At 72.9% G+C, this 18,351-nt stretch carries 16 protein-coding genes; 10 read left to right on the top strand and 6 right to left on the bottom strand.

Annotation, left to right across the window (positions count from 1 at the left end; all coding sequences use genetic code 11):
* Window positions 1-151: 151 nt before the first annotated feature.
* Window positions 152-1,513 (bottom strand): glutamine synthetase family protein, encoded by a 1,362-nt coding sequence (locus ACZ6I1_RS28175; RefSeq protein ID WP_469291725.1) that lies wholly within the window; start codon window positions 1,511-1,513, stop codon window positions 152-154.
* Window positions 1,514-1,687: 174 nt separating this feature from the next.
* Here ACZ6I1_RS28175 and ACZ6I1_RS28180 point away from each other — a divergent pair, with 174 nt between their 5' ends.
* The 4 genes from ACZ6I1_RS28180 to ACZ6I1_RS28195 all read left to right on the top strand — a co-directional run bounded on the left by ACZ6I1_RS28180 (window position 1,688) and on the right by ACZ6I1_RS28195 (window position 4,201).
* Window positions 1,688-2,197: a hypothetical protein gene (locus ACZ6I1_RS28180; protein ID WP_469291726.1), complete on the top strand. Its 510-nt coding sequence runs from the start codon at window positions 1,688-1,690 to the stop codon at window positions 2,195-2,197.
* Window positions 2,198-2,252: 55 nt separating this feature from the next.
* Window positions 2,253-2,924 carry a DUF3105 domain-containing protein gene (locus tag ACZ6I1_RS28185; protein ID WP_469291727.1) on the top strand — a complete coding sequence of 224 codons (672 nt, stop codon included), beginning with the start codon at window positions 2,253-2,255 and terminating at the stop codon, window positions 2,922-2,924.
* Window positions 2,921-3,649 (top strand): DUF305 domain-containing protein, encoded by a 729-nt coding sequence (locus ACZ6I1_RS28190; RefSeq protein ID WP_469291728.1) that lies wholly within the window; start codon window positions 2,921-2,923, stop codon window positions 3,647-3,649. Before ACZ6I1_RS28185 ends, ACZ6I1_RS28190 begins: the two co-directional genes overlap by 4 nt.
* Before the next feature lie 132 nt (window positions 3,650-3,781).
* Window positions 3,782-4,201 carry a CBS domain-containing protein gene (locus ACZ6I1_RS28195; protein ID WP_469291729.1) on the top strand — a complete coding sequence of 140 codons (420 nt, stop codon included), beginning with the start codon at window positions 3,782-3,784 and terminating at the stop codon, window positions 4,199-4,201.
* Here the strand turns inward: ACZ6I1_RS28195 and ACZ6I1_RS28200 are convergent.
* Window positions 4,186-5,025 (bottom strand): alpha/beta fold hydrolase, encoded by an 840-nt coding sequence (locus tag ACZ6I1_RS28200; RefSeq protein ID WP_469291730.1) that lies wholly within the window; start codon window positions 5,023-5,025, stop codon window positions 4,186-4,188. The genes ACZ6I1_RS28195 and ACZ6I1_RS28200 overlap by 16 nt on opposite strands.
* Window positions 5,026-5,093: 68 nt before the next feature.
* Window positions 5,094-5,795: a DUF998 domain-containing protein gene (locus ACZ6I1_RS28205; protein ID WP_469291731.1), complete on the bottom strand. Its 702-nt coding sequence runs from the start codon at window positions 5,793-5,795 to the stop codon at window positions 5,094-5,096.
* Between the two features lie 228 nt (window positions 5,796-6,023).
* Between ACZ6I1_RS28205 and ACZ6I1_RS28210 the strand changes: the two genes are divergently transcribed.
* Window positions 6,024-7,223 (top strand): DUF4190 domain-containing protein, encoded by a 1,200-nt coding sequence (locus tag ACZ6I1_RS28210; protein ID WP_469291732.1) that lies wholly within the window; start codon window positions 6,024-6,026, stop codon window positions 7,221-7,223.
* A gap of 74 nt (window positions 7,224-7,297) precedes the next feature.
* Window positions 7,298-9,055, top strand: a complete 1,758-nt coding sequence (locus tag ACZ6I1_RS28215; RefSeq protein WP_469291733.1) for an NAD+ synthase — start codon at window positions 7,298-7,300, stop codon at window positions 9,053-9,055.
* A 96-nt stretch (window positions 9,056-9,151) separates the two neighbouring features.
* Here ACZ6I1_RS28215 and ACZ6I1_RS28220 read toward each other — a convergent pair whose 3' ends face one another.
* Window positions 9,152-10,174 carry an endonuclease/exonuclease/phosphatase family protein gene (locus ACZ6I1_RS28220; RefSeq protein ID WP_469291734.1) on the bottom strand — a complete coding sequence of 341 codons (1,023 nt, stop codon included), beginning with the start codon at window positions 10,172-10,174 and terminating at the stop codon, window positions 9,152-9,154.
* 309 nt (window positions 10,175-10,483) lie between these two features.
* Here ACZ6I1_RS28220 and panB point away from each other — a divergent pair, with 309 nt between their 5' ends.
* The 3 genes from panB (at window position 10,484) to ACZ6I1_RS28235 (ending at window position 13,366) form a co-directional block, all read left to right on the top strand.
* Window positions 10,484-11,362 carry a 3-methyl-2-oxobutanoate hydroxymethyltransferase gene (gene panB, locus ACZ6I1_RS28225; RefSeq protein ID WP_469291735.1) on the top strand — a complete coding sequence of 293 codons (879 nt, stop codon included), beginning with the start codon at window positions 10,484-10,486 and terminating at the stop codon, window positions 11,360-11,362.
* A 160-nt stretch (window positions 11,363-11,522) separates the two neighbouring features.
* Window positions 11,523-12,515 carry an ATP-binding cassette domain-containing protein gene (locus ACZ6I1_RS28230; protein WP_469291736.1) on the top strand — a complete coding sequence of 331 codons (993 nt, stop codon included), beginning with the start codon at window positions 11,523-11,525 and terminating at the stop codon, window positions 12,513-12,515.
* Window positions 12,512-13,366 (top strand): ABC transporter permease, encoded by an 855-nt coding sequence (locus tag ACZ6I1_RS28235; protein WP_469291737.1) that lies wholly within the window; start codon window positions 12,512-12,514, stop codon window positions 13,364-13,366. The genes ACZ6I1_RS28230 and ACZ6I1_RS28235 overlap by 4 nt, the downstream gene beginning before the upstream one ends.
* Window positions 13,367-13,410: 44 nt before the next feature.
* Here ACZ6I1_RS28235 and ACZ6I1_RS28240 read toward each other — a convergent pair whose 3' ends face one another.
* Entirely contained in the window at window positions 13,411-17,283 is a 3,873-nt protein-coding gene (locus ACZ6I1_RS28240; RefSeq protein ID WP_469291738.1) for a BTAD domain-containing putative transcriptional regulator, read from the bottom strand.
* Window positions 17,284-17,356: 73 nt separating this feature from the next.
* Between ACZ6I1_RS28240 and ACZ6I1_RS28245 the strand changes: the two genes are divergently transcribed.
* Window positions 17,357-18,157: a site-2 protease family protein gene (locus ACZ6I1_RS28245; RefSeq protein ID WP_469291739.1), complete on the top strand. Its 801-nt coding sequence runs from the start codon at window positions 17,357-17,359 to the stop codon at window positions 18,155-18,157.
* On the opposite strand, the gene ACZ6I1_RS28250 is transcribed toward ACZ6I1_RS28245, so the two are convergent.
* The gene (locus tag ACZ6I1_RS28250) at window positions 18,154-18,336 is read right to left on the bottom strand and encodes a hypothetical protein (RefSeq protein ID WP_469291740.1); all 183 of its coding nucleotides are present in this window, start codon (window positions 18,334-18,336) and stop codon (window positions 18,154-18,156) included. The genes ACZ6I1_RS28245 and ACZ6I1_RS28250 overlap by 4 nt on opposite strands.
* Between the last annotated feature and the right edge of the window lie 15 nt (window positions 18,337-18,351).

Genomic DNA, 18,351 nt, shown 5'->3' on the forward strand with positions numbered 1-18,351 from the left:
TTCCCCCACAACAACCCTTTCCAGTTCTGTGCCCTTAGAGGGGGGGGGCGTCGACACACCCGCAAAGCGACGGAAAAACGCCCCGGGGCGGGGGGCCCCCCCCCCCCCCCCCGGGACGCCAGAACTTTCCGACGGCGGAACTGAACTCCGGTTACAGGACGGGAAGGTTCTTGCGGAGTTCGAAGGCCGTGACCTCCGAGCGGTATTCCTCCCACTCCTGCTTCTTGTTGCGGAGGAAGAAGTCGAAGACGTGTTCGCCGAGGGTTTCGGCGACCAGTTCGCTGCGTTCCATCAGGGCGATGGCCTCGCCGAGGTTCTGGGGGAGGGGTTCGATGCCCATCGCGCGGCGTTCGGCGTCGGAGAGGGCCCAGACGTCGTCGTCGGCGCCGGCCGGGAGTTCGTAGCCCTCCTCGATGCCCTTGAGGCCCGCCGCCAGGAGGACGGCGTACGTGAGGTAGGGGTTGGCGCCCGAGTCGATCGAGCGGACCTCGACGCGCGCGGAGCCGGTCTTGCCCGGCTTGTACATCGGGACGCGGATCAGCGCGGAGCGGTTGTTGTGGCCCCAGCAGATGTACGAGGGGGCCTCGCCGCCCGAGCCGGCCGTGCGGGAGGAGCCGCCCCAGATACGCTTGTACGAGTTGACCCACTGGTTGGTGACCGCCGCCGTTTCGGCGGCGTGCTTCAGCAGGCCCGCGATGAAGGAGCGGCCGACCTTGGAGAGCTGGTACTCGGCGCCCGACTCGTAGAAGGCGTTGCGGTCCCCCTCGAAGAGGGAGAGGTGGGTGTGCATGCCCGAACCCGGGTATTCCGAGAAGGGCTTGGGCATGAAGGTGGCCTGGACGCCCTGCTCGAGGGCGACCTGCTTCATGACCAGGCGGAAGGTCATGATGTTGTCGGCGGTGGACAGGGCGTCGGCGTAGCGGAGGTCGATCTCCTGCTGGCCCGGAGCGCCCTCGTGGTGGCTGAACTCCACCGAGATGCCCATCGATTCGAGCATGGTGATCGCCTGGCGGCGGAAGTCCATGCCCACGTTCTGCGGAGTGTGGTCGAAGTAGCCGGAGTTGTCGGCCGGGACCGGGCGGGTGCCGTCCAGCGGCTTGTCCTTCAGCAGGAAGAACTCGATCTCGGGGTGGGTGTAGAAGGTGAAGCCCAGGTCCGAGGTCTTGGCCAGGATGCGCTTGAGGACGAAGCGCGGGTCCGCGAAGGACGGGGAACCGTCCGGCATCAGGATGTCGCAGAACATGCGGGCGGTCCCGGGGGCCTCGGCGCGCCACGGCAGTATCTGGAAGGTGCTCGGGTCCGGCTTGGCGATCATGTCGGACTCGTAGACCCGGGCGAAGCCCTCGATCGCGGAGCCGTCGAAGCCGATGCCCTCGTCGAAGGCCTGCTCCAGCTCCGCGGGGGCGACCGCGACGGACTTGAGGAAGCCCAGTACGTCGGTGAACCACAGGCGCACGAAGCGGATGTCGCGCTCCTCAAGCGTCCGGAGGACGAATTCCTGCTGCTTGTCCATGCCTTCATCCTCGCAGTTCAGACGGCCTGTGCACCACCACCGAGGGGGCCCGGCGCACAGCTGGGGGCGGACCAGTATCGCCAGCGGTGGTTTCCGCCACATTACGCACCCCGCAAAGGTCGTGACACCCCCGCTCTGACCATGCGGTGGTCATGAGCATTACCATCTGCGCCCATGGGGGGCCGAGGGCACACGCGAGGGGGGCGTCACACACGCCCCGGCCTTCTGCGCGCCCTGCTGACGGTCGCCCGCGGCCCGCTCGTCGGCGCACTCGCCGCGGCGGTCGCCGGGGTGCTGCTCTTCTGCGCGCCGCCCGGTGAACCACCGGCCCCGGCACCCACCCAAGGGCAGGTCCAGGCGCAGGTCCAGGCGCAGGTCCAGGCGCAGGTCCAGGCGCAGGTCCAGGACCAGGACCAGGGACACGTCCAGGGATACGTCCCGGCCCCCGTCCACCACCGGCACGGATCGGCGCGTGCCGTCTGCGTGTCCCCGTACGACCTGCCCGGCTGTTCGGCCCTCGCCCATGTGACGCCCGGGCTGCTGCCCGTGCCGCCGCCCGCCGTGACCGTGGCCGGCGGCGATCCGCCGCCCGTCGCCGCGGCCGGCGCTCCGGGCCGGATCCGGGCTCCCCTCGCGTTCGCGCGCGCCCCTGACCTGCATGCCCTCCAGGTGCTGCGGACCTGACGGGTCCGGTTTCGCGTCCATCCACCCCCCTCACAGCAGAAGGAACCAGGGCACCATGGCCAGCAAGTCCGGAAAGACCTCAGAGCAGCACTCCCGCCAGGCGCGCATAGCCGAAATGCGCCGGGCCGAAAAAGCGCGCGACCGCCGCAACAAGGCCATCGCGATCACGACCTCCTCGGTCATCGTCGTCGGCCTGGTCGGTTTCGGCGCCTGGGTGCTGATCGACCAGAAGCAGACCGAGCAGCGCAAGAAGGACGCCATCGAACTGGCCCGCAAGTCGCCGGTCGACGGCGAGCAGACCTGGGAGGCCAAGACCCTCGGCCGCAACCACGTCGAGACCCCGGTGAAGTACGAGATGAACCCCCCGGTCGGCGGTGACCACCACCCCCGCTGGATGAACTGCAACGGCGACGTCTACAAGAACCCGGTGCCCGAGGTGAACGCGGTGCACTCGCTGGAGCACGGCGCGGTCTGGGTGACGTACAACGACAAGGCCGCCCAGGGCGAGGTGGACAAGCTCGCCCAGACCGTCGGCAAGACCCCGTACACGCTGATGAGCCCGGTCAAGGAGCAGGCCGGCGCGATCATGCTCAGCGCGTGGGGCAAGCAGCTGACCGTGGAGAAGGCCGACGACCCGCGCGTGGCGCAGTTCTTCACCAAGTACGTGCAGGGCCCGCAGACCCCGGAGCCGGGCGCCGCCTGCACCAACGGCGTGGTCGGCCAGTGACCCGACGGCCCGGCGGCGCCGCCCGTACGTACTGGGTCGCCGGCACGGCCGTCCTGCTGGCGCTGCTGTTCGCGGCGGCCGCCACGGTCGCCGCCGCGACCGGCGACACCGGCGACACCGGCGGCACCGGCGGCACCGGCGGCACCGGCGGCAGCGGTACGGCGGCCCGCACCCCGGCGCTGCACTCGCCGGACGCGGGCTTCGCCCGGGACATGGCGGTGCACCACCAGCAGGCGGTGGAGATGTCGTTCCTCGTACGGGACCGCACGCAGGACGAGGCGGTGCGCAGCCTCGCCTACGACATCGCCAACACCCAGGCCAACCAGCGGGGCATGCTGCTCGGGTGGCTGGACCTGTGGGGGCTGCCGAAGGTGGTGGCAGGCGAGCCGCCGATGTCCTGGATGGGCACCCCGGGGGCCGGGGGAGGGCATGCCGGCCACGGCGACGGCCACACCGCCAAGCCCGGCGCGCTGATGCCCGGCATGGCCACCAAGGAGGAGCTCACCCGGCTGGAGGCGGCCTCCGGCCGGGACGCCGAGGTGCTCTACCTCCAGCTGATGACCGACCACCACGTGGGCGGCGTCGCGATGGCCGAGGGCTGCGCGCGGCAGTGCCGGACCCCGGTCGAGCAGGAGCTGGCGCAGGGCATGGTCGACGCGCAGCGCTCGGAGCTCACCCTGATGGCGGACATGCTGCGGCAGCGCGGGGCTGCGCCGCGCGGGTGACGGGGGACGCCCGTACGGTGGGGGGAGGGCGCCTCCCGGCCGTACGGGCGTGCACTGGCCCGTCCTGGACGGAGGTGCCGAGGCGGGCGCGTCCGCGTCCCGCCGCACAACGGCGCTCAGGAGGTTGATGCGATGACCACCGCCGGAGAGATCATGCACGCCGGGGCCCAGTGGATCCCCGCCACCGAGACCCTCGACCGGGCCGCCCAGCTGATGGCCCGCCTCAATGTGGGCGCGCTGCCCATCAGCGACAAGACGGAACGGCTCTGCGGCATCCTGACCGACCGCGACATCGTGGTCGGCTGCGTGGCCAAGGGCCACAACCCGGCGAAGGTGACGGCCGGTGACATGGCGCAGGGCACGCCGCGCTGGATCGACGCGGGTGCGGACGTCTCCGAAGTGCTCGAGGAGATGGAGAGCCACCAGATCAAGCGGCTGCCGGTGATCCGGAACAAGAAGCTCGTCGGCATGATCAGCGAGGCCGACCTGGCCAAGCACCTCACGGACGACCAGCTCGCCGGCTGGATGGAGAAGGTCTACGCACGGTCCTGATCGGCCGCGGCGTGCAGGACCGCCCGGGCCACCTGGTCCGGGCGGTCCAGCATGACCAGGTGGCCGGCGGGCTCGACGACCTCGAAGCGGGCCCCCAGCCGGTCGGCGAGCTCCGCCTGCCGGGCCGGCCAGCGCAGGGCGCCGCGGCCCCCGGAGCCGTCGTGGGCGACGAGGACGGTGGCCGGCGCGGTCAGCGCGTGCGTTCCGCGCAGCGCCAGGACCTCGGCGGCGGTGTCCGGGTAGCCCGCGTTCTCCAGCAGGGCCCCGCGCCAGACGCGGCCGGTGCGGTAGCAGCGGCGTACGAGCTCCCGCGCGGCCGGGTCGCCGCCGCCGGTGCGGGAGGCCCGTACGGTCGCCCGCCGGGCCGCCGGTCCCAGCGCGGCGGGCAGTCCGGCGGCGGTCGCGGCCCGGCCGAGCGCGCGGGCGGCGGCGGTGCGCAGGGCCGCGGGCAGCACCGGACGGGGGGCCTCCTCCACGCTGGAGTCGACCAGCACCAGGGCGGCGGTGCGCTCCGGGTGGAGGCGGGCGAAGGCCTCGGCGTGGAATCCGGCGATCGAGTGGCCGACGACGGTGACGGGCCCCGGGAGCCGCAGGGCGTCCAGCAGGCCGGCGATCCGGTGCGCCTCCCCGGCGGCGGTCGCCGGAGCGGTGGCGGGGCCGCTGAGGCCGTGCCCGGGGCGGTCGAAGCGGACGACGGTGCGGCCGCGGGCCACCAGCAGGGCGGCGACCGCGTCCCAGTCGAACCAGGCCATGGCGAGCCCGGCACTGAGCACGGCCACCGGCCCGCGGCCCTCGACGACGACGTGCAGCGGGACCCCGTCCACGCGGACGAACCGGCCGGCGCCGTTCCCGGACCGCGCAGCCCTGGATCGCGCGTCCCCGTACCCCCTGTTCACGTGCGGCGCTCCCGGTGGACGGAGTACGCGAGCAGGCCCAGCCAGAGCGCGACGAACAGCACCTGGAGGCGCTGGCCGGCGCCCAGCGCCCAGGTTCCGCGTCCGGCGGTGAACATCGCGATGGAGTACAGGGTCCAGACGGTGGCGAGCAGTTCGAGGGCGACGAGCAGCGGCCCGTAGCGGGCGAGCGGGGCGAACCAGCCGTAGCGGCGGGCGGCGACGGTGAGGGCCACGATCCCGACCAGGGCGCCGGTCATGGCCAGGCTGCTGCTGACGGCATGGGCCTGATGGGTGGCGGGGACGAGCCCGGCGGTCTCGCGGGCGGCGCACTCCGGATCCGCGGTGGGCGCGCAGCTCAGCGGCAGCCAGGCGTCGGCGGCGGTGGCCGCACCGAACAGGGCGACGCCCGCCCAGCCTGCGACCGCCCACAGGCGGCGGGACTCGGAGTGCCGCACCAGCCGGAGCAGCGCCAGCAGTCCGCCGAGGAAGGCGAACATCCCGGCCGTGAAGTCGGTCGCCCGGAAGAGGCCGCCGAGCGGCTGGTCCTGGGCGGCCAGCTCGCTGACGTACGTCTCGATGGGATTGAGGCCCGTGGAGAGGACGACTTCGAGCACCCACGCGGTGTAGGCGGCGGCGCCCAGGGCTATGAGCGCGGCGACCGGCCCGGCGGTGCGCGGAGTGAGGCCATGAGGGGACATAGTGTGACTAATCCTATGCAAAGACGGGTCGGTCCTCCGATCGGATACCCGCTGCGGGTAACGTCCCGGCCTGACGGGCAGTTCCCGGCGAGTCGCCGCGCCGCTCGGGGGCGCGGCAACACCCGGCCCGGCAGGTGCTCCCCTGTGAAAACCCGGTGGGGGCCGGGCGGCGGCGTGGCACCCTTGCGGTGATCAGGACTGCTGCGACAAAAGGACGCCTCCGCCGGTATGAGCACTCCGCCGAACCCGCCCAGCACCCCGGACGAACCGCCGACGGGACCGGACGGCACCCCCATACCCGGGGCGGGCCCGTCGCCCGCCGAGCCGCCCTCGCTCGAGAAGCCGGCGCCGCCCGCACAGGCCCCCTCGCTCGAGAAGCCCGCGCCGGCCGCGGAACCCCCGGCCGGGGAAGAGGAAACCCCGTCGGCCGCGCAGCCCCCCTCGCCCCCGCGGAACCCGTTCGCCCCGCCCACCCCCGATGCGCCCGCTCCCCCGGCGGCCCCCGCCGCCCCCGCCCAGCCGTGGGCACAGCCCACCCCCGGCTCCGGCACGGGTCCGCACCCCGGACACCCGGGACACCCCGGACACCCGGGCTACCCCGGATACCCCGGCTACGCCGGCTACCCGGGATACCCGCAGGCCGCCCCGGTCACCAACGGGCTGGCCGTCGCCGCCCTGGTCGTCGGGATCATCGGCATCCTGCTCGCGCTCGTCCCCTTCTTCTTCTGGGCCGGCGCCGTCCTCGCCGCGACCGCCCTGGGCCTCGGCATCGGCGCGCTGGTCCGCGCTTCCAAGGGCGGCCCGCGCAAGGCGATGGCCGTCACCGGCACCGTCCTCGGCGTACTCGGCCTCGCCGCTTCCGTCGGCGGCGCCTTCCTCACCGTTCTCGTCGCGGAGGAGGCCGTTGACCGCGCCGGGCGCAACCTCGAACGGCAGCAGGACCGCGAGCTGCTGCCCTACCCCGACTCACCGCCGAGCGCGAAGCCGATGCCCACGCCCACGCCCACACAGGTCCCCGGCCTGACCAGCGCGCTGGCGTTCGGCGAGACCTTCACGTACGACAACGGCGTCAAGGTGACCCTCTCCGCGCCGAAGAAGTACCGGCCGAAGGGCCCGATCGCCCGCGAACAGGTGAAGAACGCGGTCCAGATCACGATCACCATCACCAACGGCTCGGCCAATCCGCACGACGTGATCTACGCGATGCCCAACGTCCGCGACGACAAGGGCATGGCCGCCGAGATGGTCTTCGACATCGACGGCAGCGGCAGCATCGTCCCGAAGATGATCCAGGGGTCCATCCTCCCCGGCGAGTCCGCCAGCGGCATCGCGGCGTTCGAGCTCCCCGAGGGGACCACGCGGATCAGCGCGGACATCTCCGCCGGAACCGGGCTCGACGACGTGAAGTACGCCGGTCCCCTCACCTGATCCGGCGGCGGGTCCGCAACGGAAATCGGCCGCGGCCCAGGACATCGCGTCAGAAAGACGATTAGACTGGGCCCGTGCCTCAACTTCGTCTCGCTCTGAATCAGATCGACTCGCACGTCGGCAACATCGCGGCCAACGCCGACTCGGTCGTCCACTGGACCCGGCACTCCGCCGAGCAGGGTGCCCATCTGGTGGCGTTCCCGGAAATGGTGCTGACCGGGTACCCGGTCGAGGACCTCGCCCTGCGCGAGTCCTTCGTCGAGGCCTCCCGCGCCGGCCTGCGCGCGCTCGCGCGGCGGCTGGCGGACGAGGGGTTCGGCGAACTGCCGGTCGTCGTCGGCTACCTCGACCGCACCGAGAAGGCGGCGCCCCGGCTCGGCCGCCCGGCCGGCTCCCCGGAGAACGCCGCCGCCGTGCTGCACCGCGGCGAGGTCGTGCTGCGCTTCGCCAAGCACCACCTCCCCAACTACGGGGTGTTCGACGAGTTCCGGTACTTCGTGCCGGGCGACACCCAGCCGGTCATCCGGGTCCGCGGCATCGACGTGGCCCTGGCCATCTGCGAGGACCTCTGGCAGGAGGGCGGGCGCGTCCCGGCCACCCGGTCCGCCGGGGCCGGACTGCTGATCTCGATCAACGCCTCCCCGTACGAGCGCAACAAGGACGACCTGCGCCTCGAACTGGTCCAGAAGCGGGCCCAGGAAGCCGGCTGCACCCTCGCCTACGTGGCGATGATCGGCGGACAGGACGAGCTGGTCTTCGACGGGGACTCGATCGTCGTCGACGACAGCGGCGAGGTCATCGCCCGCGCCCCGCAGTTCTCCGAAGGCTGCGTACTCGTCGACCTCGACCTCCCCGCGGCGCAGGCCGACGCCCCCGAGGGCGTGGTCGACGACGGGCTGCGCATCGACCGGGTGATCCTGTCCGAAGAGCCGGTCGAGCCGTACGAGCCGGTCGTCCCCGGCGGGTACGCCGACCGCCTCGACGACGACGAGGAGATCTACGACGCGCTGGTCGTGGGCCTGCGCGCGTACGTCAAGAAGAACGGATTCCGCTCCGTCCTGATCGGGCTCTCCGGCGGCATCGACTCCGCGCTGGTCGCCGCGATCGCCTGCGATGCCATCGGCGCGCAGAACGTGTACGGCATCTCGATGCCCTCGAAGTACTCCTCGGACCACTCCCGGGGCGACGCGGCCGACCTGGCCGCGCGGACCGGGCTGAACCTCCGCACCGTGCCGATCGAGCCGATGTTCGACGCGTACATGGGCGCGCTGGGCCTCACCGGCCTCGCCGAGGAGAACCTCCAGTCCCGGCTGCGCGGCACCATGCTGATGGCCGTCTCCAACCAGGAAGGCCACATCGTGCTGGCCCCGGGCAACAAGTCGGAGCTGGCCGTCGGCTACTCCACCCTGTACGGCGACTCGGTGGGCGCGTACGGCCCGATCAAGGACGTGTACAAGTCGGACGTCTTCCGGCTGGCCGCGTACCGCAACCGGGCCGCTGCCGAGCGCGGCGAGGTCCCGCCGATCCCGCAGAACTCGATCGTGAAGCCGCCGAGCGCCGAGCTGCGCCCCGGCCAGGTGGACACGGACTCGCTGCCGGACTACCCGGTGCTGGACGCGATCCTTGCCCTGTACGTGGACCGCGACAAGGGCATCGAGGAGATCGTCGCGGCCGGCTTCGACCGCGAGCTGGTCGCGAAGACCCTGCGGATGGTGGACACGGCGGAGTACAAGCGCCGCCAGTACCCGCCGGGCACGAAGATCTCCGCGAAGGGCTTCGGCAAGGACCGCCGGCTGCCGATCACGAACGGCTGGCGCGAGCACGGGGCGTAGCCGCTGCGCACGGCGCACGGCGCGAGGCGCACGGGGAAGGGGCCCGCCGCATCAGCGGCGGGCCCCTTCCCCTTCTGCCTTCGGCCGTCGGCCGTACTACAGCGTCAGCCTGGCGGCGATCGGCAGGTGGTCGCTGCCCGTGCGCGGGAGGGTCCAGGACGCCTCCGGCGTGATCCCGCGGACCATGATCTGGTCGATCCGGGCCATCGGGAACTGGGCGGGCCAGCTGAAGCCGAAGCCGTCGCCCGCGGCGCCCTGCGTGGAGCGCATCTGCGAGGTGACCTCGGACAGGGCGCGGTCGTTCATCGTGCCGTTGAGGTCGCCGAGCAGGACGACCTTCTTCAGCGGTTCGGCGGCGAGCGCGGCGCCCAGCGCGTCGGCGCTGTTGTCGCGCTGGTTGGCGGTGAAGCCCGCGTTCGGCTTGACCCGGACCGAGGGCAGGTGGGCGACGAAGACGGCGACCTGCCCCTGCGGGGTGTCCACGGTGGTGCGCATGGCCCTGGTCCAGCCCATCTTGATGTCCACGGGGCTGCTGGCGGTCAGCGGGTACTTGCTCCACACGCCGACCGTGCCCTCGACGGAGTGGTACTTGTACGTGCCCGCCAGGGCCTTGGCGTAGACGGGGACGACGCTGCCCTTGAGCTCGGTCAGGGCCAGTACGTCGGCCCCGGACTTCGCCACGGCGTCGGCGGTTCCGCGCGGGTCGGGGTTGTCGGCGTCCACGTTGTGGGTGGCGACCATCAGGTTGCCGCCGGAGCCGGACTTGTCGGTGACCAGACCGCCGAACAGGTTCGCCCAGACCACGGCCGTCAGCAGTATCGCGATGAGCGCGGTCGCCGACCGGCGGAACAGGGCGGCGGCCAGCAGCACCGGGACGGCCAGGCCCAGCCAGGGCAGGAAGGTCTCGGTCAGGCTGCCGAGGTTGCCCACGTCGTTGGGCAGCTGCGAGTGGAAGATCATGACCAGGGAGATCAATACGGAGACCGCCGCCAGCACCAGCCCGCGCCGCCAGATCCCCCGATCCCCCCGCAGTTCGGCCACCCGGCGTCGGAAGCGGGATGCGGAGGGCTCGGGCTCCGAGCCGCCGTTCCCCTTTTCCGTCATGTACGCCTGTGCCATGCCACTGCCCTCACTGCCGTGCTCGCGCTCCGTCCCCGCCCCTTGACCCTAGGCGATGTACGGAGCCTTCCGTGCGCTATGTCACGACCGCCTGTCGCGGTCGTACGTTCCGGAGGACGAACGGCCGTGCGCCAGGGGTTCCGCTTGTCACGAAACGCGCACATTGGCTCGAGGGCGCGTGGAGGGGGCGCCGCGCCGCCCGGCGCGCGGCCCGTACCACTTCCGCCGCGGGCCGCGCGGGTGTCACCATGGGGGGTGAGTCCGGGGACGCCGTGAGGGCGCCTCGAGATGACACAAGGAGCAGTTGCAATGACGCATGCCGTTTCGCCTGCCCGCGAACCCGCAGCAGCATCTCCGTCGGGCACCCCCACCCTGTACGGAGGCTCGTCCACCCGGCGCATCACCATCCGCGACCTGACCCTCGCCAAGGAACGCGGCGAGAAGTGGCCCATGCTCACCGCGTACGACGCGATGACCGCGTCCGTGTTCGACGAGGCCGGCATTCCGGTGATCCTCGTGGGCGATTCCATGGGCAACTGCCACCTGGGCTACGACACCACCGTTCCGGTCACGATGGACCAGATGACGATGCTGTCGGCGGCCGTCGTCCGCGGTACCAGCCGTGCCCTCGTCATCGGCGACATGCCCTTCGGCTCGTACCAGGAAGGCGCCGTGCAGGCGCTGCGCAGCGCCACCCGCCTCGTCAAGGAGGCCGGTGTGGGAGCGGTGAAGCTGGAGGGCGGCGAGCGCTCGCTGCGCCAGACCGAGCTGATCGTGCAGGCCGGCATCCCGGTCATGTCCCACCTGGGTCTGACCCCGCAGTCGGTCAACGCCATGGGCTACCGGGTCCAGGGCCGCAGCGACGAGGCCGCGCACCAGCTGCTGCGGGACGCGAAGGCGGCGCAGGACGCGGGAGCCTTCGCGGTGGTGCTGGAGCTGGTCCCGGCCGAGCTGGCCGCCGAGGTCACCCGGTCCCTGCACATTCCGACGGTCGGCATCGGCGCGGGCGCGGAGTGCGACGCGCAGGTGCTGGTGTGGACCGACATGATGGGTCTGACCGGCGGGAAGATGCCGAAGTTCGTGAAGCAGTACGCGAACCTGCGCCAGACCATGAACGACGCGGCGAAGGCGTTCGCCGAGGACGTGGTGGGCGGAACGTTCCCGCAGGCGGAGCACTCCTTCCACTGATCTCGTACTGATCTCCCCCTGATCGACCGGCTCGTACCCGACGGCCCGCCGACGCGATGTCGGCGGGCCGTCGGCCGCATGCGGGCCTGTCGGCCGGCTGTCGGTCCGCTGTCGGTCGGCTGTCGGTGCTTTGTCAGTGGCGGCTGGTCCCATGGTGGGCATGACGCGAAACGACAAGAACCCCCACGCCGTGGAAGTACGGGGGCTGGTCAAGCACTACGGCGAGACCAAAGCCCTGGACGGCGTCGACCTGGACGTCCGTGAGGGCACCGTCCTCGGGGTCCTGGGACCCAACGGCGCCGGCAAGACCACGCTGGTGCGCTGCCTGTCCACCCTGATCGTCCCCGACGCCGGAACCGCGACCGTCGCCGGCTTCGACGTGGTCCGCCAGCCGCGGCAGCTGCGCCGCACCATCGGCCTCACCGGCCAGTACGCCTCCGTCGACGAGAAGCTCTCCGGCTGGGAGAACCTCTACATGATCGGGCGGCTGCTCGACCTGTCCCGCAAGGACGCCCGGTCCCGGGCCGACGAGATGCTGGAACGGTTCTCCCTGACCGAGGCGGCGAAGAAGGCCGCCATGAACTACTCGGGCGGCATGCGGCGCCGGCTCGACCTGGCCGCCTCCCTGATCGGCAACCCGGCCGTCCTCTACCTGGACGAGCCGACCACCGGACTGGACCCGCGGACCCGCAACGAGGTCTGGGACGAGGTGCAGCGGCTGGTCGCCGAGGGCGCCACCGTCCTGCTCACCACCCAGTACATGGAGGAGGCCGAGCAGCTCGCGAGCGAGCTGACGGTCATCGACCGCGGCAAGGTCATCGCCAACGGCAAGGTCGACGAGCTGAAGGCCCGGGTCGGCGGCCGCACCCTGCGGATCCGCCCCGTGGACCCCGCCGACCTGCCGGGCATGGCCCGCTCGCTGGCCGAGGCCGGGCTCGACGGCGTGGCCGGCTCGCAGGCCGTGCCGGACGAGGGCGTCCTGCTGGTGCCGATCCTCAGCGACGAGCAGCTGACCGCCGTGGTCGGGCTGCTGGCCGCCCGCGGGTACGCGATCGCCGACCTCAGCACCTACCTGCCCAGCCTGGACGAGGTGTTCCTGTCCATCACCGGCCAGAAGCCCGCCATCGAGATGACCGAGGAAGTCGCGGCATGAGTACCGTCACCACGACGAAGCAGCCTGCCGAGAGCGCGCCCGCCCGGGCCGCCGCGGCCGCTCCCCCCGGCGAAGGCCGCATCGGCCTGCGCGCCAACCTGCGGCACATCGGCGCCCTGGTGCGCCGCAACGCCCTGCAGATCAAGCAGGACCCCGAGTCGATGTTCGACGTCCTGTTCATGCCGATCATCTTCACGCTGCTGTTCGTCTTCGTCTTCGGCGGCGCGATCTCCGGCAAGGGCAACCAGGGCCAGTACGTCAGCTACCTGATCCCCGGTCTGATGGCCATGATGGGGATGAACATCGCGATGGGCGTCGGCACCGGCGTCAACGACGACTTCAAGAAGGGCGTGATGGACCGCTTCCGGTCCATGCCGATCGCCCGCTCGTCCGTACTGCTCGCCAAGATCGTCGTCGAGATCGGCCGGATGCTGGTCGCCATCGCCATCCTGCTGGGCGTGGGCTTCATCCTCGGCCTGTCGATCGAGGGCTCGGTGCTCGACCTGCTCTTCGCGATCGGGCTGTCGCTCGTCTTCGGCGCCTCGCTGATGTGGATCTTCATTCTGCTCGGTCTCACCATGAAGACCGCGCAGGCCGTCCAGGGCATGGCGATGCTCGTCCTGATGCCGCTGCAGTTCGGCAGCTCGATCTTCGCCCCGCCGGCCACCATGCCGGGCTGGCTCCAGTCCTTCACGGACTACAACCCGCTGTCCAACCTGGCCGACGCGGCCCGCGCCCTGATCAACGGGACGCCGATCGGCAACTCGGTGTGGATGACCCTGGCCTGGTCCGTCGCCATCACCGCCGTCACCATGCCGCTCGCGGTGCGCAAGTTCCGCCAGAAGACCTGATGCACGAACAGGTCCGTTCCGGATCGCGTCCCGGGCGGACCGGGTCAGATGAGGGCGGTGGCCTCCTCCAGGGTGAGGCCGCCGCCTTCGGCGTACGCCGCCTCGTACGCGGCGTCGCCGAGCGCCGCCCGCGCCAGCTCCTCCGCACGGGCCGAGTCCTCGCGTTCCGTGGCGACGGGGAAGTGCCGGGGCGGCAGCAGCGCCCGGTAGGCGCCGAGCAGCCGCGCGGCGTCGTACTCGCGGCGGGGGCCGCCGAGCGAGACCAGCGAGAGCGCCGCGGTCATCAGGTAGACCGCCGGCATCTGCGGGGCCACCATCCGGGCGAGCGGGTCCTGCATGGCCCCCATCGCCTGGCGCATCAGGGCGAGCGCCTCCTCGTAGCCGCCCTCCCGGTTCGCGAGCCAGGCCAGCGTGCCGAGCAGGAAGCCGTCGAAGATGGCGAACGCGCCGAACGCGAACTCGTCCCGCAGCGCCTGGAGCTGGGCGCGGGCCTCCGGGATCCGGCCGGTGCGGCCGAGGATGCCCGCGAGGAACATCCGGGCGGCGGGCATGGCCTCGTTGCCGTACTGCTGCACCGTGGCGACGATCCCGGTGAGGATCTCCTCGGCCTCCTCCATCCGGCCGCCCTCGGCGAGGGTCCCGGCCATCCGTACGCGCAGGACCGTCACCTGCGCCTTGGCGCCGAGGCGTTCGGCGTACGCGATCGCCTCACGGTAGTCCCGGGCGGCCAGGCCGTACTCGCCGCGCTTCTCCAGGGACTCGGCGCGGGCGGACAGCGCTTCGGCGCAGCCCCAGGCGTCGCCGAGCCCGCGGAACAGGGCCAGGCTCTCGTCGGCGTCGCGGGAGGCGTCGCCGGCCCAGTCGGCCCGGTTGGCGAGGATGTTGGCCCGCAGCTGGAGGGCGGAGGCGAGCTCCCAGCGGTAGCCGAGCGCGCGGGCGGTGTCGACGGTCGCGTCGACGACCCGCTGGAGCAGTCCCGGATCGCCCGCGATCATGACGGCGTAGATCCAGAGGGAGGCGGGGGTCCGGCAGGTCTGCGGGAGTCCTGGCCGGTAGGTGGCGATCACCCCGTCGACCTGGGCGCGGACCTCCGGGCTGTTCCAGCCGACGTTGCTCTGGTCCCGGGAGGCCAGGCGGACCAGGTGGACGGCGCGCCAGGCCTCGGCGCGCAGTTCGCCGCTGTAGGGCGGGGGCGTGTCGACGAGCCGCTCGTACACGGGTTCCGCGGGGACCACGGGCTCCGTGAAGGGGTCGGGGCCGAGGGTCGCGGCCGCGTCGGACCAGTGCCGGGACTCGGCGCGCAGGTCGTGCATGTGCCAGTACCAGCCCAGGGAGTGGATGAGGCAGAGCACTTCGTCGGCGTCGCGGGCGGCGACGGCCCGGCGCAGGGCGGTACGGACGTTCTCGTACTCGGTGGCGAGCCGGTCGGCGGCCGCCCGCTGGCCGTGGCCGCGCAGCAGCGGCTCGCTGGTGCGGGCCAGTTCGCGGTAGTGGACGAGGTGGCGGCGCTCGGTGTCCTCCCGGTCGCGGCCGGCCTCGGCCAGCCGCTCGGCGGCGTACTCGCCGACCGTCTCCAGCAGCCGGTAGCGCATGCCGGAGCCGTCGGGGCCGGGGGTGGCGACGACGAGGGACTTGTCGACGAGGGAGCCGAGGGAGTCGGCGACGTCGAGGGGGTCGGTGGCATTGAGGGGGTCGGTGGCGCACACGGTCTCGGCGGCGGCGAGGTCGCAGCCGCCGGCGAAGACGGACAGGCGGCGCAGGACGGTGCGCTCGGGCTCCTCCAGCAGGTCCCAGGACCAGTCGACGACGGCGCGCAGGGTCTGCTGCCGGGGCAGCAGGGTGCGGCTTCCGCCGGTCAGGAGCCGGAACCGGTCGTCGAGGCGGTCGGCGATCTGGCGCGGGGTGAGCAGCCGCAGGCGGGCCGCAGCCAGTTCGATGGCCAGCGGCAGGCCGTCGAGGCGGCGGCAGATCTCGGCGCAGGCGGCCGGGTCCTGGGCCACGGTGAATCCCGCGCGGGCCGCGGCGCCGCGGTCGGCGAGGAGCCGCAGCGCGACCGGGTCGGGCAGCGGCTCCACCGGGCGCAGCGTCTCCCCGGGCACGCCGAGGGGTTCGCGGCTGGTGGCCAGGATCCGGATGCCGGGGCAGTGGGTGAGGAGCCGCTCGGCGAGGGCGGCGGCCGCGTCGACGACGTGCTCACAGTTGTCGAGCAGCAGCAGGAGCCGCCGCCGCGCGCAGTGCTCGGCGAGGCGGTCGAGCGGGTCGTCCCCGGCGCGCTCGGTCAGCGCCCGCAGCTCTTCGGCGGCGGCGCCGCGCAGCTTCGTCTCCCGCGCGCCGAGCGCGGCGAGCACGGCTTCGGCCACGTCCTCCGGGTCGTCCACGGGGGCCAGCTCGACGAGCCACACCCCGTCGGGCCAGCCGCCCGGGTCCTGCGCCTCGGCGGCCTCCTGGGAGAGCCGGGTCTTGCCCGCCCCGCCGGGCCCGAGCAGGGTGACGAGCCGCGCGCGGGCGAGGTCCTCGCCGATGACGCGGATGTCGTCCTCCCGCCCGACGAAGGTGGTGAGACGAGCCCGCAGATTGCCTCCGGCGGGTGCGGGCGGGTGGAGGCCTTGCCCGGCGCCTCCGGCGGGGGCGGCCGTGTACGGGGCTTGCCCGGGCCCGGCCGGGGCGGGCGGGTACGGGGTTTGCCCAGGCCCGGCGGAGACGGGCGGGTACGGGCCTTGGCCGGGCCCGGCGGAGACGGGCGGGTATGGGGGCTGCCCAGGCTCGGCGGAGACCGGCGGGTACGGGCCTCGCCCAGGCCCGCCGGAGACGGACGGATACGGGGCTTGCCCAGGCCCGGCCGGAGCGGCCGGATACGGGCCTTGCCCAGGCCCGCCGGAGACGGGCGGGTACGGGGGCTGCCCAGGCCCCGCGGAGACGGACGGATACGGGGCTTGCCCAGGCCCGGCCGGGGCGGGCGGGTACGGGGCTTGCCCAGGCCCCGCGGAGACGGACGGATACGGGGCTTGCCCAGCCCCGGCCGGAGCGGCCGGATACGAGGCCTGCCCGGGCGCGGCGGGGGCGGCCGGGTACGGGGCTTGCCCGGGCCCGCCAGAGACGGCGCCGGGGCTGCCGGGCGCGTGGTCCGTGGGGCCCGTGGGGGCGGTCGGGTGTCCGGTTGGGCCGGGGGGCGGGGGCTGTGTGTCCGGCCAGGGGGCCGGCGGGGCGAGGAGTTCGGCGTGCAGGGCGCGCAGGGCCGGGCCCGGGTCCGTGCCCAGGCGGGCGGCCAGGTCCCGGCGGACGGCGTCGTACGCCTCCAGGGCCTCCGCCGGGCGACCCACATCGCGCAGCGCCCGCACGCGCAGGACCTGCAGGGACTCGTCCAGCGGCTGCTGCGCGCACAACGCGGTCAGCTCCGGCAGCGCCTGCTCGGCCCCGCCCAGGGCCAGGGCCGCGGTGAGCCGGCCCCGGCGCGCGTCCATCCGTACGGCGTCCCAGCGCGCGGACTCCGGGCCCGAGTCCGGCAGGTCGGCGAGGGCGGGCCCGCGCCACAGGGCGAGCCCGTCCTCGTACTGGGTCGCGGCCTTGGCCGGGTCCCCGGCCTCCAGGGCTTCGGCCCCGGCCCGGGCCAGCCGCTCGAAGCGGTACAGGTCGATGTCCTCGCGGTCGGCGGCCAGCAGGTAGCCGCCCTCGGCGGAACGTACGGCCTGGTGCCCCAGCGCCCGCCGCAGCCGCGCGACCAGCGCCTGGAGGGCGGCCGGGGCGTCGGCCGGCTGGTCGCCGTTCCACACCTCGGCGACCAGCAGGTGCGCCGGCACCGCCCGGCCGGGCCGCAGCGCGAGCGCGGTCAGCAGCGCCCGCAGGCGCGCTCCGCCGACCGCGACGGGGGTCCCGTCGTCGCGCATGGCCTGGGTCGTTCCGAGAATCGCGTAACGCACCGGCCCATTGTCACCGGACCTGCGCCCGACCCCGACCTTATTTCCGACCGGGGACCGGGATAGGTTGCCCGGCATGGGTCACCAGGGCAGCCGCGGCGAGCGGCGGATCAGTTCCGTATTCCTCGGCATCGCGGCCGTCATGGCGGTCACCGGCTGGGCCGTGTGGACCGGGTACTCGACGAGCCCGGGGCTCGCCGTGTTCCTCTTCGTGACCTCGGCGTGGGTGGTCTCCCTGTGCCTGCACGAATACGCGCACGCCCGCACCGCCCTGCACGGCGGCGACCTCACGGTGGGCGCCAAGGGCTACCTGACCCTCAACCCCCTCAAGTACACGCACGCACTGCTGAGCATCGTGCTGCCGGTGCTCTTCGTGATCCTGGGCGGCCTGGGCCTGCCCGGCGGCGCGGTGTACATCGAGCGCGACCGCATCCGGGGCCGCTGGAAGCACAGCCTCATCTCGGCGGCCGGCCCGCTGGCCAACGTGGCCTTCGCGGTGGTGTGCACGGCCCCGTTCTGGCTGGGCGCCCTGGACGGCGTCCCGCTCGCCTTCCGCTACGCGCTGGCCTTCCTGGCCCTGCTGCAGGTCTCCGCGGCGATCTTGAACTTCCTGCCGGTGCCGGGCCTCGACGGCTACGGGGTGATCGAACCCTGGCTCTCGTACCGGATCCGCCGCGAGCTGGCGCCGCTGGCGCCGTTCGGCCTGATCGCGGTGTTCGCGCTGCTGTGGATCCCGGAGGTCAACGCGTTCTTCTTCGACGTGGTGCGCGGCGTGCTGTCCGGCCTGGGCGTGTCGGACCTGGAGACGTACTGCGGCCGCGACCTCTACCGCTTCTGGCAGGAGGGCAACGGCCTCTGCGCGGTCCCGCAGGACTAGGACGCGCGCGCGGCCTTCTCCGCCTTGGCCTTGCGGATGTAGTACCAGGCCATGTTGGACGTGAGGCCGGCCAGCAGCACCCAGATGATCCCGAGGAAGCTGCCCTCCACGAAGGCGACCACGGCCGCGGCCACGGCAAGAACGCAGACGACAACGGCGAACACGGCAAGGCGGGGCATGGGAAGAGCTCCTCG

The sequence above is a fragment of the Streptomyces sp. NPDC046303 genome (assembly GCF_055588085.1).

Bases quoted from the DNA above. Each gene is read 5' to 3' on its own strand.
- ACZ6I1_RS28175 (WP_469291725.1), bottom strand. From the start codon at position 1,513: ATGGACAAGCAGCAGGAATTCGTCCTCCGGACGCTTGAGGAGCGCGAC.
- ACZ6I1_RS28180 (WP_469291726.1), top strand. From the start codon at position 1,688: ATGGGGGGCCGAGGGCACACGCGAGGGGGGCGTCACACACGCCCCGGC.
- ACZ6I1_RS28185 (WP_469291727.1), top strand. From the start codon at position 2,253: ATGGCCAGCAAGTCCGGAAAGACCTCAGAGCAGCACTCCCGCCAGGCG.
- ACZ6I1_RS28195 (WP_469291729.1), top strand. From the start codon at position 3,782: ATGACCACCGCCGGAGAGATCATGCACGCCGGGGCCCAGTGGATCCCC.
- ACZ6I1_RS28205 (WP_469291731.1), bottom strand. From the start codon at position 5,795: ATGTCCCCTCATGGCCTCACTCCGCGCACCGCCGGGCCGGTCGCCGCG.
- ACZ6I1_RS28210 (WP_469291732.1), top strand. From the start codon at position 6,024: ATGAGCACTCCGCCGAACCCGCCCAGCACCCCGGACGAACCGCCGACG.
- ACZ6I1_RS28220 (WP_469291734.1), bottom strand. From the start codon at position 10,174: ATGGCACAGGCGTACATGACGGAAAAGGGGAACGGCGGCTCGGAGCCC.
- panB (WP_469291735.1), top strand. From the start codon at position 10,484: ATGACGCATGCCGTTTCGCCTGCCCGCGAACCCGCAGCAGCATCTCCG.
- ACZ6I1_RS28230 (WP_469291736.1), top strand. From the start codon at position 11,523: ATGACGCGAAACGACAAGAACCCCCACGCCGTGGAAGTACGGGGGCTG.
- ACZ6I1_RS28235 (WP_469291737.1), top strand. From the start codon at position 12,512: ATGAGTACCGTCACCACGACGAAGCAGCCTGCCGAGAGCGCGCCCGCC.
- ACZ6I1_RS28245 (WP_469291739.1), top strand. From the start codon at position 17,357: ATGGGTCACCAGGGCAGCCGCGGCGAGCGGCGGATCAGTTCCGTATTC.
- ACZ6I1_RS28250 (WP_469291740.1), bottom strand. From the start codon at position 18,336: ATGCCCCGCCTTGCCGTGTTCGCCGTTGTCGTCTGCGTTCTTGCCGTG.